Genomic DNA, 16,549 nt, shown 5'->3' with positions numbered 1-16,549 from the left:
GTTAATTTTTATTTAACGTTTGTAGGTACAAATGTTAACGCTTAACTTATATAATTCCAGATATTTTTCTTTTTAGTCATTTCTAAAAAAACCATTCTCATAGATTGATGTTCGGGTAAACTCATCGAAGGATCTTTTTTTAATAGTTTTATAGCTTCATTTCTTGCAACTAAAAGGATGTCTTTGTCACGAACTAAATCAGCTATTTGAAGATTAAGCACTCCACTTTGTTGTTTTCCCATAATATCTCCTGGACCACGAAGTTTCAAATCGACTTCGGCAATTTCAAAACCGTCATTGGTTTTACACATGGTTTCCAATCTGATTTTACTATCATTTGATAATTTAAAAGATGTCATCAAAATGCAATAGCTTTGTTCAGCACCACGACCAACTCGACCACGCAATTGATGCAATTGAGAAAGTCCAAAACGTTCGGCACTTTCAATAATCATCACGCTGGCATTTGGGATATTAACACCAACTTCAATAACAGTTGTTGCGACCATAATATTGGTTTTCCCTTCGGCAAAACGTTTCATTTCAGCATCTTTATCGGCGGGTTTCATTTTGCCGTGAACGATTGAAATACTGTATTGTGGCAATGGAAAATCTCTTGAAATACTCTCATAACCATCCATCAAATCTTTGTAATCCATTGTTTCACTTTCTTGAATTAATGGATAGACAATATAAATTTGGCGTCCTTTTGCAATTTCATCTTTAATGAATTTCCAAACTTTCAATCTATTACTATCATAACGATGCACGGTTTGAATGGGTTTTCGCCCTGGAGGTAATTCATCTATAACAGAAATATCTAAATCGCCATATAAACTCATCGCCAAAGTTCGAGGAATAGGCGTAGCCGTCATTACTAAAATATGCGGCGGAACAATAGCCTCTCCAACCTCTCCAAAGGAGAGGCTTTCCAAAGTTTCGCTTATTTTTTTAACTACGTTATCTATATTCCCAATAACTTCTTCATTAGAAAATCGTATGACTTTGAAACCAATTTCATTTAGAATTTGTGTACGTAGTTCATCTGCTTCTTTTTGTTCTGCAGTATAATGATAACCTCCATCGACTTCAATAATTAGTTTTTTTTCTAAACATATAAAATCAACAATAAACATGTCAATTATATGTTGTCTTCTGAACTTATAATTTAGATTTTTGTTTCTCAAACATTCCCATAAAATTGCTTCCACTTGAGTATTGTTTTTTTTGTTTTGATTTTTAAGTTCTTTTAAAAGGTTGTATGTTGATGGTCTAGCTGTTTGATATTTTTGTTTTACACTATCCACTTCCTTCCTTTGGAAGGATTGAGGAAGGCTTCCTTTTTGCCAAAGTTTTGAGCGTTGTTCTACACCAAAACGATGTTGTTCATCAATAATAGCCAAGCCTAAATTGTGAAACTGAACTTTGTCTTCCAACAAAGCATGAGTTCCGATTAGAATATGCAAACTGCCATTTTCTAATGCTTCGTGAATAATTTTACGCTCAGCTGTTTTAGTTGAACCAGTGAGTATTTTTATATTGATATTTAAATCTTTGGCTAATTCTGTTAATCCATTAAAATGTTGGTTTGCCAAGATTTCTGTTGGTGCCATCAAGCAACTTTGAAAACCATTATCCAGTGCAATAAGCATTGCCATGAGTGCCACAATGGTTTTTCCAGAACCTACATCGCCTTGTAATAAACGGTTCATTTGGGCATTCGTTCCCATGTCGTTTCTGATTTCTTTCAATACTTTTTTCTGCGCATTGGTGAGTTCAAAAGGCAAATGATTTTGATAGAAATCGTTGAAGTGACTTCCAACAATAGTGAATGGATGTCCTTTGATTTTATGTTTTCGAACTAAGTTTTTGGTAATCAATTGTAATTGGATAAAGAATAACTCTTCAAACTTTAACCGGAATTGGGCTTTCGCCAAAAGGTCTTGACTTTTCGGAAAATGAATATTGAATAATGCCGCGTTTTTTGGAATTAGTTTTAATTCATCTAGTATATATTGTGGTAAGGTTTCGGTAAATTTCGCTTGTGTTTCAATAAAGATTTGTTGCATCATTTTATTGATAACACGATTGGAAATACCACGATTAGTCAACGTTTCAGTTGATGGATAAACGGGTTGCATTGCCGAACGTAAACTTTGTTCATGCTCTGTAAACAATTCCATTTCAGGATGCGCCATGCTGTATTGTCCATTGAAATTAGTCACTTTACCAAAAATGACATAAGGCGTATTGAGTTTTAAAGTGTCACGAATCCATTTGTGACCTTGAAACCAAGTGAGTTCCAATTGCCCTGTTTCGTCTACAAAACTGGCTACCAATCGCTTTTTTGCCTTGCCAAATTCTACCGTTTTAATATTGATAATTTTGCCTATAATTTGTACTTCGGCAACATTGTTATTCAGTTCGTTTATTTTGTAATAACGTGTTCTATCAATATACCGATTGGGATAAAAATTGAGTAAATCTTCATATTTATGAATGCCAATTTCTTTGCGCAACAATTCCCCACGTTGCGGACCAACACCTTTGAGATATTCTATTGGAGTTTGGAGAAGTTGATTAGACATTATCAGAAATTGTTAAAGCGAAGATAAGTTTTTAATTTGAAAATTTTAAAATGATTATATTCGTAATCTATAAATTTTAACCAAATGCGAATACTTTTTTTCTTTTTCTTCTCCTTTCTCTCTTTCGCCCAACAAACTTCTAAAGTTGATTTTAAAACGGCTAATGGAAACATTACCATCAATCCAATTAACAAAAAAGTTTTCGGTTCCGTGAAGTATGTTTTTGAAGTGAAAGAAACCATCGATACCATAAAAATTGATGCACAGAAAATGACTTTTACAGATTTAAAAATCAATAATAAATCAGTTAAATTTAAAAATTCAGGAAAGACTTTAAATCTTTTTGAAGGGTTTAAAAAAGGGAAAAATACTTTAGTTTTTTCATATGATGCGTTTCCAAAACAAACCATGTATTTTAATGGTGATTTTACTAATGCTACTATAAGTAATCAGCAGGTTTGGACACAAGGTCAAGGAAAATATACTAGTCATTGGTTTCCGAGTTTTGATGATGTCAATGAGAAAGTAATTTTTAATATGAATATCACTTTTGATAAGCGATTCAATGTTTTGGCTAACGGAGTTTTGAAGGAAACGTTTCCAAATAAAGACCAAAAAATTTGGAAATATGAAATGCAAAATCCAATGAGTTCCTACTTGTTAGCTATAGCCATTGGCGATTTTAGAAATAAAGTAATCGCATCCAAATCAGGAATTCCGTTGCAAATGTTCATTCAACCGAAAGACACTGCGAAGTTTGAAACAACGTATAAGAATTCCAAAGAAATTTTCGATTTTTTGGAAAAAGAAATTGGCGTGAAATATCCTTGGAGAATTTATAAACAAATTCCTGTGGAAGATTTTCTGTATGCCGGAATGGAAAACACTTCTGCTACAATTTTTGCTCAAGATTATGTGGTGGATGACATTGGTTTCAACGATAGAAATTATGTGAATGTGAATGCACATGAGTTGGCTCATCAATGGTTTGGTGATTTGGTTACTGCAAAATCAGGGCAACATCATTGGTTGCAAGAAGGATTTGCAACGTATTATGCTTTGCTGGTAGAGCGACAAATTTTTGGTGATGATTATTTTTATCATCAATTGTATCGTTCTTCGTTGCAACTGAGAAATGCGGCTAAAACAGATACCATTCCTGTGATGAATGAAAAGGCAAGTTCATTGTCATTTTATCAAAAAGGCGCTTGGGCTTTGCATACTATAAGAGAAGCCATTGGACCAAAATTATTTCAGAAAGCGGTTACCAATTATTTAAAGAAATACCAATTCAAGAATGTTGAAACTGATGATTTTTTAGCAGAAATAAAAAAAGTTGCTCCTTCATTTGATACCGAAAAATTCAAAAAATCGTGGTTGCAAGATTACCATTTTCAAACGGATGAAGCCAATGCTTTATTGAAGAAAAATCAATTCATACAAACGCTTTTTGATACACAGCAATTGCGCAAAAAATCATTTGTTGTGAATAAAGGTACGTTTAGTGCATTAATGCAATCCAATGTTTTTTATCCAGTTAAAACCGAAATATTATATCAAATAAAGGATATTCCATTTGATGAAAAAAAGGAGTTATTGATTTTAGCATTGCAGACTAATGATGTAAAAGTGCGCCAATCGGTTGCAGAATTCACAAGCGAAATTCCTTTAGATTTTAAGTCACAATATGAAACACTATTGGACGATGCTTCCTATGAAACTAAGGAAATTGCTTTTATGAATTTGTGGAAAAATTATCCAGAAAGCAGTAGTGTTTATTTGGCGAAAGCCCAAAATTGGGTTGGAGGAAATGATAAAAGTTTACGAATTTTATTTTTGACTTTTTCCATTGAAAATCAAAAAAGCAATAGTTTGGAATATTATCAAGAATTAGCGGATTATACTTCGTCTAATTATGAAACTTCAGTTCGTCAAAATGCAATCTTAAATATATTGGCAATTAATCCAACTGACCTAAAGGTACTAAAAAATTTAGTCAATGCAACGACTCATTATAAATGGCAGTTTAGCAAGTTTGGACGTGAAAAAATAAGAGAATTATTGAAGTTAGAGGGTTATAGAGGCATTTTTAAAGCAATGTTTGTAGAACTTTCTGATAAAGAAAAAATTGAATTGCAGCGTTTGTTGGATGAAAACTAAAAATAATATTGTAGTTTTATCTTTCAAAAAGTAAAAGCCATGTTAGTAAAAGTATTTGGAAGCGCTGTTTTTGGAGTAGAAGCCACCACAATAACTGTTGAAGTTAATATTGATAAAGGAATTGGTTATCATTTAGTTGGCTTGCCTGACAATGCTATAAAAGAAAGTAGCTACCGAATAGCAGCAGCATTAAAGAACAACGAATACCAACTTCCTGGAAAAAAAATCACCATCAACATGGCACCAGCCGATTTACGCAAAGAAGGTTCTGCCTATGATTTGACTTTGGCGATTGGTATTCTTGCCGCTTCAGGACAAATTAAATCCGATGAGGTTGATAAGTACATTATTATGGGTGAATTGTCACTTGATGGTGGATTACAACCGATAAAAGGTGCGTTATCTATTGCTATTAAAGCCAAAGAAGAAGGTTTTAAAGGATTTTTTCTTCCGATACAGAATGTGAAAGAAGCCGCAATTGTGACTGGTTTGGATGTTTATGGTATTGAAAATGTAACACAGGTTATTGATTTTTTTGAAGGTAAAGAAACGTTAGAACCAACTGTAATTAACACTCGCGAAGAATTTTATAAAACTTTGGACTTCCCTGAATTTGATTTTTCCGATGTCAAAGGTCAAGAAAGCATTAAGCGTTGTATGGAAATTGCAGCTGCTGGTGGTCATAACATTATTTTAATTGGTCCACCAGGTTCAGGAAAAACGATGTTGGCTAAAAGATTGCCCAGTATTTTACCACCAATGACGTTGAGAGAAGCTTTAGAAACTACCAAAATACACAGTGTTGCTGGAAAAATTAAAGATGCTGGACTGATGAGTCAAAGACCATTTCGTTCGCCACATCATACTGCATCGAGTGTTTCACTTGTTGGTGGTGGCAGTTATCCGCAACCGGGTGAAATTTCTTTAGCACACAATGGCGTTTTGTTTTTGGATGAATTGCCAGAGTTTAAACGAGAAGTTCTCGAAGTAATGCGACAACCTTTGGAAGATAGAGAAGTTACTATTTCTAGAGCAAAATTTACGATTACCTATCCATCATCATTTATGTTGGTAGCGAGTATGAACCCAAGTCCTGGAGGTTATTTCAATGATCCCGATGCGCCAGTAAGTTCATCGCCAGCTGAAATGCAACGTTATTTGAGCAAAATTTCTGGACCCTTATTAGATAGAATTGATATTCACATTGAAGTGACTCCTGTTCCGTTTGAAAAATTGACGGAAACAAGACCTGCCGAAAGCAGTGTTGCCATCAGAGAACGAGTTACTAAAGCAAGGGAAATTCAGTCTCAACGTTTTGAGTTGTTTGAAAATATTCATTACAATGCTCAAATGAGTTCCAAACAAATCCGAGAATACTGTCCGCTTGACGAAACGTCATTACAATTATTGAAAACTGCCATGGAACGATTAAATCTATCCGCTCGTGCGTATGATAGAATTCTTAAAGTTTCCAGAACTATTGCTGATTTAGAAGCTTCAGAAGTGGTAAATTCTAATCACATTGCCGAAGCAATTCAGTATCGAAGTTTGGACAGAGAAGGTTGGTTGGGCTAACTAAACTTATAATACCGAGCTCCAATTAAAACTGGATTTTCTTTTTCAATTCTATCTAAATAAAATTCATTTTTTGGAGCAATGACAGCTTGTTTCAATTCTTTCTTATGGAGTTTTTCATAAGTTGAAAAATCAATTGCTGAGGCTTGTTCCAATGTTTCAAAAAGTTTTGCTCTTTCAATTACCGATTTCCATTCTGCACAAACTTCGGCTTCAAAAACCTTTGATTTGGAACCGCTTCCGTAGGCAATAAATCCTAATTTTTTATTTACTAAATCTGAATTTTCTTTGAAATGGTAACACAATGTAGATAATAATCCCAAGAAAATTGAACCTGTATAAATGTTTCCAATTTGTCCAGACGCAATTTCGGAAGGTAAGATTTTATCGGTGACTAGTTCTAAATATTCTTGGCTTTTGGCTAAAGCTTTGATTTTGTCTTTGGTTGTTTCACCTATTTGAGATTTTACTAAATCTGGATTTTCTTTGGCAAAAATTTCGATAAACGTTCGTCGTCCCTGAAAACAATAGGGAAGATGCATCAAAATATTTGACCAATTTTCATAAACCTTTCCAGTTTGGTTACTTTCATTTTTAAAATGTTCGTAAGCTTCTGTAATTCGATTGATGTAACATTGATTGGAATACTGTCCGTCAAAAACAGGTTGTTCTTTGTAAATGGCAATTTCGTTTTCCAGAACTCCGTTCCATTCGGGATTATTTTCAATTTGTACTATTTCTTCTTTAGAAAAATAGCGGCGTGGTTTAAAAAAATCAAATACGCCCTGAGTTGAAACACCAACATGATTTGAAAAACTTAAAACTCTTGGATTGGCTGTGATTAACATTGCAATTGCTCCAGCACCTTGAGTGTATTCGCCAGAAGAATTCAAGTCGTATTTGGCATTATCTGAAGCGATGACAATAGCTTTTTTATTTGGATTTAATCGAATGTAATCTAAACAATTTTGTAACGCATCAATGGCACCAATGCAAGCAAAAGTCAAATCGACAACATCACAATTTCTAAAACTTCCATCTCCTAAAACTTGCTCTAAATTTGACAATACATAGGATGCAACTGGTTTTGAACTATCTACACCACTTTCCGTTCCAACGTATATTCTGTGAATTTCGTTTGGGTTAATGTTTTCTTGTTGGATTAATTTTATAGTAGCATTTGATGCCATAGTAACCACATCTTGATGCACGTCAAGGAAACTCATTTTGTGCAAACCCAATCCTTTGATAAGTTTATCAGGTTCAATGTTTCTGTTTTCGGCTAAAGTGTTTATGGGTAAATAAATTTTTGGTATATCAAACGCAATACTATCTATTCCTACTTTCATTTTTATTTTTTTTACCTTGTAAAATTAAAAAAGGCAATCTCAATTTTACTTGAAATTACCTTAAAATTTAATGTATAAACACGATTTACGAAAAATGGAAGAAATAGGTTTTTAAATTTTGAAATTATGATTTTTAAGTGTCTTAATTAATAAAAATTAGTTTAACAATGCAGAAAATGTATCACCTTGTTTAATGTCTCCGGTTTTGTAACCTTTCATAAACCATTCCATTCTTTGTTCAGACGATCCATGTGTAAAGGATTCTTGATTTACTTGACCTTGCATTTTACTTTGAATGGCATCATCACCAACAGCATTAGCTGCACTCAAAGCTTCTTCAATATCACCTTCTTCCAATAAATTTTTGTTGTAATGCGCCCAAACTCCCGCATAAAAATCGGCTTGCAATTCTAAACATACCGATAGTTTGTTGGCTTCGGCTTCACTTTTTCCTTGTTGTGCTTGTCGCATTTTTGCAGATGTTCCCAATAAAGTTTGAATATGATGTCCCATTTCATGTGCAATAACATAGGCAATGGCAAAATCGCCACCTTGGGCACCAAAACGGGTTTTTAATTCTTCAAAAAAGCGTAAATCCATATATACTTTTTTATCTGAAGGACAGTAAAATGGTCCAGAGGCAGAAGTTGCATTTCCACAGGCGGTATTTACTCCGTCATCAAAAATGACCATTCCGGGTTCTTCATATTGCAAGTTATTTTCATCGAATAGTTTTGTCCAAGTTTCATTATTGTAGACAAAACATGATTCTGAAAAATCTCCTAATTCTTTTTCTTCGGCAGAAAGTTCTCTGGTTTTTGTGCCTTCACTCTGGGTTTGGCTTCCTTGTGTTTGCTCTAAAATGTTTCCAATGGTTTGACCTGTTTCGCCACCAAACATATTTAATAATAAGATAATAATTCCAATGGCACCACCACCAAGTAATGCTTTTCCACCACCAGACATTCCTCTTCTGTCTTCAAAATTGCCACTTTCTTTTTTATCCCATTTCATAATTTTTATTTTTTTGGAAGTAGATTTTCTTCAATTATTTTTTTTAATAAATCTTTGTCAATTGGTTTTGGAATATAGTCATTCATCCCATATTCAATACATTTTTCTTTTTCACCCATAACAGTTCCAGCAGTAAGAGCAATAATAGGAATGTGTTTTGTGTTTGGTAGTTTTCTAATTTCAACTGTCGCATCATAGCCATTCATTTCTGGCATTTGAATATCCATTAAAATCAAATCAGGGAGAACATTTTTTATTTTCTCCAATGCTTTCTTGCCATTTTCAAGTTCAATTACTTCTGCATTTGGCAAAATTCTTTTTATTAATGTCTTTGCCAAAAGCATATTTATTTGATTGTCTTCTACTATAAAAATAGTTTTGTTTTCATTGGTAATCACATTGTTTTGAAGTGTTCTATTTTCGATACTATCATTTGGTTTTTCTGTTTCTGAAGTTTCATTTGAATAGTTAACTTCGAGAATAAAACTAAATTCACTTCCTTTTTCAATTTCACTTACAAGTTCTAAACGACTTTTCATTAATCCTAATAATTGGTTTGAAATTGTTAGTCCTAATCCTGTTCCACCAAATTTTTTAGATATGGAGTTGTCTTCTTGTGAAAATGCCTCAAATATTTTTAATTGTTTTTCTTTTTTTATGCCAATTCCTGTATCCTTTACAGAAAACTTTAATTGGACAGTTTCTTTGTCTATTTTTTTAAGAACCGATATTGATAAATCTATTGATCCTTTCTCAGTAAATTTCACTGCGTTGCTTAATAGATTTATTAAAACCTGCTTCAACCTTATGTAGTCAACCCAAATATAAGCTGGAACATCATTTTCTATAATTGAATTGATTTCTAAGTTCTTACTATTAGCTTCATATTGTATCAAATCAACTACTTGACTTGCAATTTCGAAAAGGTTATGTTTTTCTATATTTAATTCAACTTTTCCGGACTCTATTTTCGAAAAATCTAAAATATCATTAATTACTTCCATCAAAGAATTGGCTGATTGATTGATGGTATTCATGTATTTTTTTTGAAAATCCTCAAGATTTGTATTCATCAACAATTCAGTGAATCCAATAATCCCGTTTAATGGTGTTCTAATTTCATGGCTCATATTTGCCAAAAATTCTGATTTTGCTCTGTTGGCCGACTCAGCATAATTTTTTGCTTTGATTGCTTCTTCGGCCTCTATTCTTTGAGTAATGTCAATAAAAATACCAACGATATATTCTATTTTATCATTTTTAAAAATAGGCTCTCCAAACTCTTCCACCCAAACATGGTGACCATCTTTATGACTTATTCTATATATTAAATGAATTTTCAGTTTCTCTTTGAAAAGTTCTTCGGCTTTATTTTTTACAATAGTTAAGTCTTCTGGATGGACTAAATCAATAAAATAAATTTTATTTTGAAGAAAATCTTCTTTCGGATATCCAGTTAATTTTTCTATTTCATCATTCAAATAAATTTTAGACCATTTCTCGTCATACTTTGAAAGATGCACTGTTCCAGGAATATTGTTTGCCAATAAACTGAATTTTTCTTCACTCTCTTGAATGATAATTTCATTGATATTTCTTTCAAAAGCTGATGATATATTATTTGCTAGCGATTGAAGAATGGTTATCTCATCAATCGTCCATTCTCTTTCATAAGTAGAGTCGTCAAAGACTAAAAAACCGAGCATATTATTTTTAACGATAATCGGAAGAAATAATACCGATTTAATAGCAAAAGATTCTAAGAAATTTTTTGTTGCTTGATCCTTAATTTTTCTGACTATTGAGGCATAATAATAATCTTCGTGCATCTTTTTTATGACAAACGAAACCAATTGATTGTCTAAATTTTGCAATTCATTTTTAGTGTCAACAAATCCCTTTTCTGAGGCTAACCATCTATGTTTTTGGTAATAGGAATTGGTATTTTGAACTTTTGAGAAGAAAGATATTTTATCTACTTTCAAAACACTTCCAACTTCGTTTAAAATCCCTTTTAATATGACATCAGTATCATTTTGCAGCAAAAATTTATCAAAATTTTTGCTAATAACCGTTAAGATTTCACTTTTATAAGATAGTTTTTTGTCTGACTCTAATAATAGCTGAGACTCTAGTGCTATTGCAATTAAATCGGCAATTGATCGAGCAAAATTTATGTCTTCATTGTCCCATTCGATTGCTTTTTCTATTTTTTCAAAACACAATATTCCTTTTATTTTTCCATTTATAATTATTGGAGTGTCTAGTAATGACTTAATATTATTTTTGGGTAAATAGTCTTCACAAAGCTCTTTGGTAATGGTATTGTTATAAACATTTGATGCAACAATTTGATTACCAGTTTCTAGATTCTGAAAATAAAAAGGATATTTTAATTTTTCTACAAAAAAGTTTTTTTCAAAACGGTCACCATTGAAATAATACATGTTTTCACAGCGTAATCCTTCAGAATGGTATGCCCAATAACCAATTCTATCAATAGAGCAATTTGTACCAGCTACTTTTAAAATATTTTTGAGAATTCCATTGAATGTATCTTTGTTTGAATAGCTTTGAGAAGTTAATTTCTTTAAAGTTTCATTGTGTTTTCGAACTTTTTTACTTCTATTATAATGTTCAAGTTCTAATTTTTTCACTAAAGTAATATCTCTTGCAATGGCAGAATAACCTACTATCTCTTTGTGTTCATTCTTTTTTAGTGTTACTTTTTGAGATACCCAAACCAAGTCACCGTCTTTTTTTACTAAAGGAAATACTAGATCACTAAATTCGTTCTTTTCCTCAGGAGTATCTTTATAAAAATCTATGACATATTCCAAATATTCTTTCCCTATAAACTTATAGAAAGGTTTGTTTACAATCTCTTCTTTAGGATATCCAAGTGTCTTTTCTGCAAATTGATTTACATATGTAATAGTCGCATTTAAATCTATTTCATAAATTAAATCTGCAGCCGACTCTATTAGACTTCTGTATTGATCTTTTACTTTAATTTGTTCCGTTACATCTTGCCCGATACCGATTAAAATATCATCAGAATATTTTTTGTCTTTCCATTGTATGTATTTGAAATCTCCATTTTTACACCTTAGTTTTCTAACATAAATTCTATCGTCTATATAATTTTCGTGATAAGCTTCTCCAATAAATTCTTTATCTTGTGTTAATTTCCAATATTGATCACCCATTACTTCTTCTGCAGAGTATCCTAAAATATTTTCAATTGATTTACTACAAAATGAAACTTCTCCTTTTCTGTTGGTTGTTAAAATAATTGATGCACCATTGTTTACGACAATATCAGAGAAACTAAATTTGTTGTAATTTTCGATGTAGGTCAAATAATTTCCGATATGGAAAACTATAATCGCAATGAAAGTACTGATTAAAACGATGAAATTGTTTTTTTGGATTAAATCCAATTGATAGGCAGAAATTAATATGCTAAAAACTAATATTGTAAAAAACCAGTAGTGATTTATTTTTTGCGAAACAAAATAGGAAATGAAAAAAAAGAGAATGAAAGCTACATAGGTTGCGAATTCATAGGGATTGAAAAAAACAGTATAGCAAACAAATGAAAAATAAAGAATAAAGAAAAAAGCAAAAAAGGCATATATGTTTTTGGATATAAATGTACTTCTTGTAGAGAAAAAGTAAAGTATCAATAGAAACGCACCAATTGAATAATTGAATGCTAAATAATTAGTAGCGCGTGCCTCAAATAAATATAAAATAGTTTCAATTAGCGGAATTGTAAACCCAAAAAACAGTATGAAAAGTTTGTAGCGTTCATCATTTGTTTTGAACTCTGAATATTTTGCGCTAAAATTTAATTGTTTTTGTATTGTTTTATCTATGGCAAAGTAAAGAATGATGAGAAAAACTACGATACAACCGATTGCAAAGTAATTGTTGAAGAGCAATGAGGATAATAGATTATTCAATGAAATGTAGGTTTTATTGTCAACGATTTAATTTATTATTAAAATATGTAAGCATATGATTTACACAAATATAAAAATACTGTTTACATTTTTTATATTCTTATCCATTATTTTAGGAAAACCATTTTAATAATCGTTTTATAGTCTGTAATTTCCCATCATATGGTGCATATCGTGTAGGTAAATCAAGCCAGTTGGCTTTTTTGACAACTGCTTTGCGATGTGAAAAAATATCGAAACTCAATTTTCCATGATAAGCACCAATTCCACTGTGACCAACACCACCAAAAGGCAATCTTTTATTAGTAAAATGAATTACAGTATCGTTAATACAACCTCCACCAAAAGAGTAATTTTGAATTATTTTTTTGGCAAATGATTTATTTTCACTGAAAATATACAACGAAAGTGGTTTTTCATATTTGGAAATAATTTTATGTAAATCTTCTTCTGTTTTATAACCCAAAATAGGAAGTATTGGACCAAAAATTTCATCGTGCATTACCAAACTTTCCAAACTTGGTTCGTCAAGAAGAGTAGGAGCAATGTAGCAATCTTCCCGAGAAGTTTTTCCGCCTAGAAGTACTGTTTCATTTTCCAACATAGTAGTCAATCGTTTCCAGTTCTTTTCATTAATAATTCTTGGATAATCAGGTGAAACTTCTGGATTTTCTCCATACGCATTAGTGATTTCTAGTTTTAAAAAATCAATCAATTTTGACTTTATATTTTCTTGTACTAAAAGATAATCGGGAGCAATACAAGTTTGTCCTGCGTTGAGGAATTTCCCCCAAACTATTCTTTTGGCTGCTAATTTTAGATTAGCACTACTGTCAATAATACAAGGATTTTTACCGCCAAGTTCAAGAACTACAGGTGTTAAATGCTCTGCAGCCGCTTTAGCCACAATTTTTCCAACTGCCACACTTCCCGTAAAAAAGATAAAATCCCAACGTTGAGAAAGTAATTGTTGTGAAATTTCTAAACCACCTTCAACACATTCGACATGGTTTTTTTCAAAAACTTCACTGATGATTTTTGCAATTATTCGAGATGTGTTTGGTGTAAGTTCCGAAGGCTTTACAACTACTTGATTTCCTGCAGCTACAGCCGCTATTAGTGGGCAAAGTGCTAACTGATAAGGGTAATTCCATGGTGCAATTATTAAAACTTTTCCAAAAGGTTCTTTGTAAATAAAATCGGTTGATGGAAAATTTAATATGGAAGGTAAAACCACCTTTGGTTTAGTCCAATTGTGAATATTTTTTATGGTAAACTTTAATTCAGCTAGAATATAACTCGTTTCAGTCGCTACAGCTTCAAATGCGGGTTTTTTGAAATCATCATACAATGCTTTGATAATATCTTCTTCATAAATCTGAACTGCATTCAGTAGTTTTAGTAAGGATTGCTTTCTGTAATTTACATCTGTTTTGAATGACATTTTAATAGGTATTTGCCATGCTAAGATAGTTTTTTTTAAAGATAAAATTATAATTTTTGAAATCAAATGGAATTCCAAATTGCATCTTTGGGTGTTGGTGCTATAATTTCTATAGTTTCTTTTGTAACAGGATGTGTGAAAACTAATTTACGAGCATGTAGATGAATGCCACCATCAGGATTACTTCTGTCAAAACCATATTTTAAATCTCCTTTAATAGGACAACCTATAGCTGAAAGTTGTGCCCTAATTTGATGGTGTCTTCCAGTATGAAGGTTTATTTCTAGTACAAAATAATTGTTGAGTGTGGCTATGATTTTATAATCCAAACTCGCTTTTTTACTTTCGGGAACTTCTTTTAAATGGGCTTTGGAAGTATTATTTTTTTCATTTCTTTTCAAAAAATGAATAAGAGTATCTTCTGTTTTCTCAGGCCGATTTTTAACTACAGCCCAATAGGTTTTTTTAGTTTCTCTTTTACTGAATAATTCATTTAAACGAGTAAGTGCTTTACTAGTTCTAGCAAAAACTACAATTCCTGTGGTTGGTCTGTCCAATCGATGAACCACGCCAAGGAAAACTTCGCCAGGTTTGTTGTACTTTTCTTTGAGGTATTCTTTTACTACTTCAGATAAAGGTTTATCGCCCGTTTTATCGCCTTGAACAATATCGCCAACGCGTTTGTTGATGACAATAATATGATTGTCTTCGTGAAGAATTTGGAGGTTATCTTTGGTGGAGATTATTTTTTCAATCAAAATGAGCTAATTACTTTTCACTAATCACTTTAATACTGCTCATTCGCATTCGGGAAATCTTTAGCTTTTACATCGGCAACATAATTTCCAATAGCAGTAGTCATTTGCTCATATAAATTCAAATAGCGACGCAAAAATCGTGGACTAAATTCATTGTTCATTCCCAGCATATCATGAATGACCAAAACTTGTCCATCAACGCCACCACCAGCACCAATTCCGATGACAGGAATGGAAATGTTTTTGGCAACTTTTTCGGCTAATGAAGCTGGAATTTTCTCTAAAACTAAGGCAAAACAGCCAATTCTTTCTAACAATCTAGCATCTTCCAATAGTTTTTCGGCTTCGGCTTCTTCTTTAGCACGAACCGTATAAGTTCCAAATTTATAAATAGACTGTGGTGTTAAACCTAAATGTCCCATGACAGGAATTCCAGCATTTAAAATTCGTTTGATACTTTCTTTTATTTCACTTCCACCTTCTAGTTTTACAGCATGTCCACCACTTTCTTTCATGATTCTAATAGCTGAACGTAAGGCTTCTTTCGGGTCAGATTGATAACTTCCAAAGGGTAAATCAACCACTACTAAAGCTCTTTCTATGGCACGAACTACTGACGAAGCATGATAAATCATTTGGTCGAGTGTTATAGGTAATGTAGTTTCATGACCAGCCATAACATTACTGGCAGAATCTCCAACCAAAATTACATCAACGCCAGCAGAGTCAACAATTTTTGCCATGGTGTAATCATAGGCAGTGAGCATTGATATCTTTTCGCCATTGGCTTTCATGTCAAATAATGACTTTGTGGTTATTCTTTTATAATCTTTTTTTGCAGTTGACATGACAATGGGTTTTGATGAGGTAAAAGTATTAAATCTAAATGGATGTTAATGAAATTAAACTTATGGGCTCAATTATTTAAAAGTTTATTTATTATTTACTTTCCAGAGCTTCCTTTGCTTCCTTTGCTTCTTTATTTTTTTTCGCTTTATTTTTACCAATAGGAATTCCAGCATTTAAGTATAAACCTCTGTTGTACTGCGCTGGAGTATTGGCTACTTTATAAATATCTTTTAATCCAAGATAATATTGAACGCCAATATTCATTCCATTTCCTTTCATCAAACGATAACCTGCGCCAAAATTTAATCCAGCATCTATTCGATGATAATTGTCTCTGGTTTCTAATGTATAAGTAAGATCTTCAGAATCTTTTATGGTTTTTGTAAAAACGTCTTTAGCATTGTATAATAATCCAAGCTCAACACCAGCTTTTACGAAAATATTATTTTTAAACTTGTATTTCATTAAAATAGGAACATTAAAGTACTTTAATTTTCTCTCAACAGTTGCTCCTTCAAAAGTATTGTCAAGTTCGGGATTGTTAAGACTATAAGCTGGAAGTCCTTTAATTCCCATGGGTGATTTTACTAATACTCCTGTATTTATCATCCAATTTGGATTTTTCAGTTTAAAATCAAAATAGAAACCAAGATTAAATCCAGTAACGGCTTTTCCTTCACTCAAACCTTGAATGTCTGAAAAATTTAATCCACCGTCAAGACCAAATTCTATTTTGTCTGAATTTAATTTATCTCCAAAAATTAATGAAATAAGAACTTGTGAATTAGCGGTTGAAGTAATAAAAAATAGCCCAATTATGATTATGATTTTTTTCATTGGTTTG

At 32.2% G+C, this 16,549-nt stretch carries 10 protein-coding genes; 2 read left to right on the top strand and 8 right to left on the bottom strand.

Annotated features, from left to right (window positions below):
- Positions 1-41: 41 nt before the first annotated feature.
- A complete protein-coding gene (locus tag ACSVH2_RS13760) occupies positions 42-2,588 on the bottom strand; it encodes a DUF559 domain-containing protein (protein WP_438093759.1) in 2,547 nt (848 codons plus the stop codon).
- An 84-nt stretch (positions 2,589-2,672) separates the two neighbouring features.
- On the opposite strand from ACSVH2_RS13760, the gene ACSVH2_RS13755 reads away from it, so the two are divergent.
- Together ACSVH2_RS13755 and ACSVH2_RS13750 are read left to right on the top strand one after the other, a co-directional pair.
- Positions 2,673-4,748 (top strand): M1 family metallopeptidase, encoded by a 2,076-nt coding sequence (locus ACSVH2_RS13755; protein ID WP_438093758.1) that lies wholly within the window; start codon positions 2,673-2,675, stop codon positions 4,746-4,748.
- Between the two features lie 39 nt (positions 4,749-4,787).
- The gene (locus ACSVH2_RS13750) at positions 4,788-6,323 is read left to right on the top strand and encodes a YifB family Mg chelatase-like AAA ATPase (RefSeq protein WP_438093757.1); all 1,536 of its coding nucleotides are present in this window, start codon (positions 4,788-4,790) and stop codon (positions 6,321-6,323) included.
- Here ACSVH2_RS13750 and ACSVH2_RS13745 read toward each other — a convergent pair.
- The 7 genes from ACSVH2_RS13745 to ACSVH2_RS13715 all read right to left on the bottom strand — a co-directional run bounded on the left by ACSVH2_RS13745 (position 6,320) and on the right by ACSVH2_RS13715 (position 16,542).
- Entirely contained in the window at positions 6,320-7,672 is a 1,353-nt protein-coding gene (locus ACSVH2_RS13745) for a hydroxymethylglutaryl-CoA synthase family protein (RefSeq protein ID WP_438093756.1), read from the bottom strand. The genes ACSVH2_RS13750 and ACSVH2_RS13745 overlap by 4 nt on opposite strands.
- Before the next feature lie 156 nt (positions 7,673-7,828).
- Positions 7,829-8,686, bottom strand: a complete 858-nt coding sequence (ypfJ, locus tag ACSVH2_RS13740; RefSeq protein ID WP_438093755.1) for a KPN_02809 family neutral zinc metallopeptidase — start codon at positions 8,684-8,686, stop codon at positions 7,829-7,831.
- 5 nt (positions 8,687-8,691) lie between these two features.
- Positions 8,692-12,654: a PAS domain S-box protein gene (locus ACSVH2_RS13735; RefSeq protein WP_438093754.1), complete on the bottom strand. Its 3,963-nt coding sequence runs from the start codon at positions 12,652-12,654 to the stop codon at positions 8,692-8,694.
- Positions 12,655-12,766: 112 nt separating this feature from the next.
- Positions 12,767-14,098 (bottom strand): aldehyde dehydrogenase, encoded by a 1,332-nt coding sequence (locus tag ACSVH2_RS13730; RefSeq protein WP_438093753.1) that lies wholly within the window; start codon positions 14,096-14,098, stop codon positions 12,767-12,769.
- 62 nt (positions 14,099-14,160) lie between these two features.
- Entirely contained in the window at positions 14,161-14,856 is a 696-nt protein-coding gene (locus ACSVH2_RS13725; RefSeq protein WP_438093752.1) for an RluA family pseudouridine synthase, read from the bottom strand.
- A gap of 29 nt (positions 14,857-14,885) precedes the next feature.
- Positions 14,886-15,704, bottom strand: a complete 819-nt coding sequence (gene panB / locus ACSVH2_RS13720; RefSeq protein WP_438093751.1) for a 3-methyl-2-oxobutanoate hydroxymethyltransferase — start codon at positions 15,702-15,704, stop codon at positions 14,886-14,888.
- 91 nt (positions 15,705-15,795) lie between these two features.
- On the bottom strand, positions 15,796-16,542 hold the full coding sequence (locus ACSVH2_RS13715) for a porin family protein (protein WP_438093750.1): 747 nt from the start codon (positions 16,540-16,542) through the stop codon (positions 15,796-15,798).
- Positions 16,543-16,549 lie beyond the last annotated feature (7 nt).

The organism is Flavobacterium sp. RSB2_4_14 (genome assembly GCF_051547085.1).
In the GTDB taxonomy this organism is placed as follows: domain Bacteria; phylum Bacteroidota; class Bacteroidia; order Flavobacteriales; family Flavobacteriaceae; genus Flavobacterium.
The sequence above is the reverse complement of the archived record's forward strand: the minus strand, read 5'-3'. Positions and strand labels throughout refer to the sequence as shown.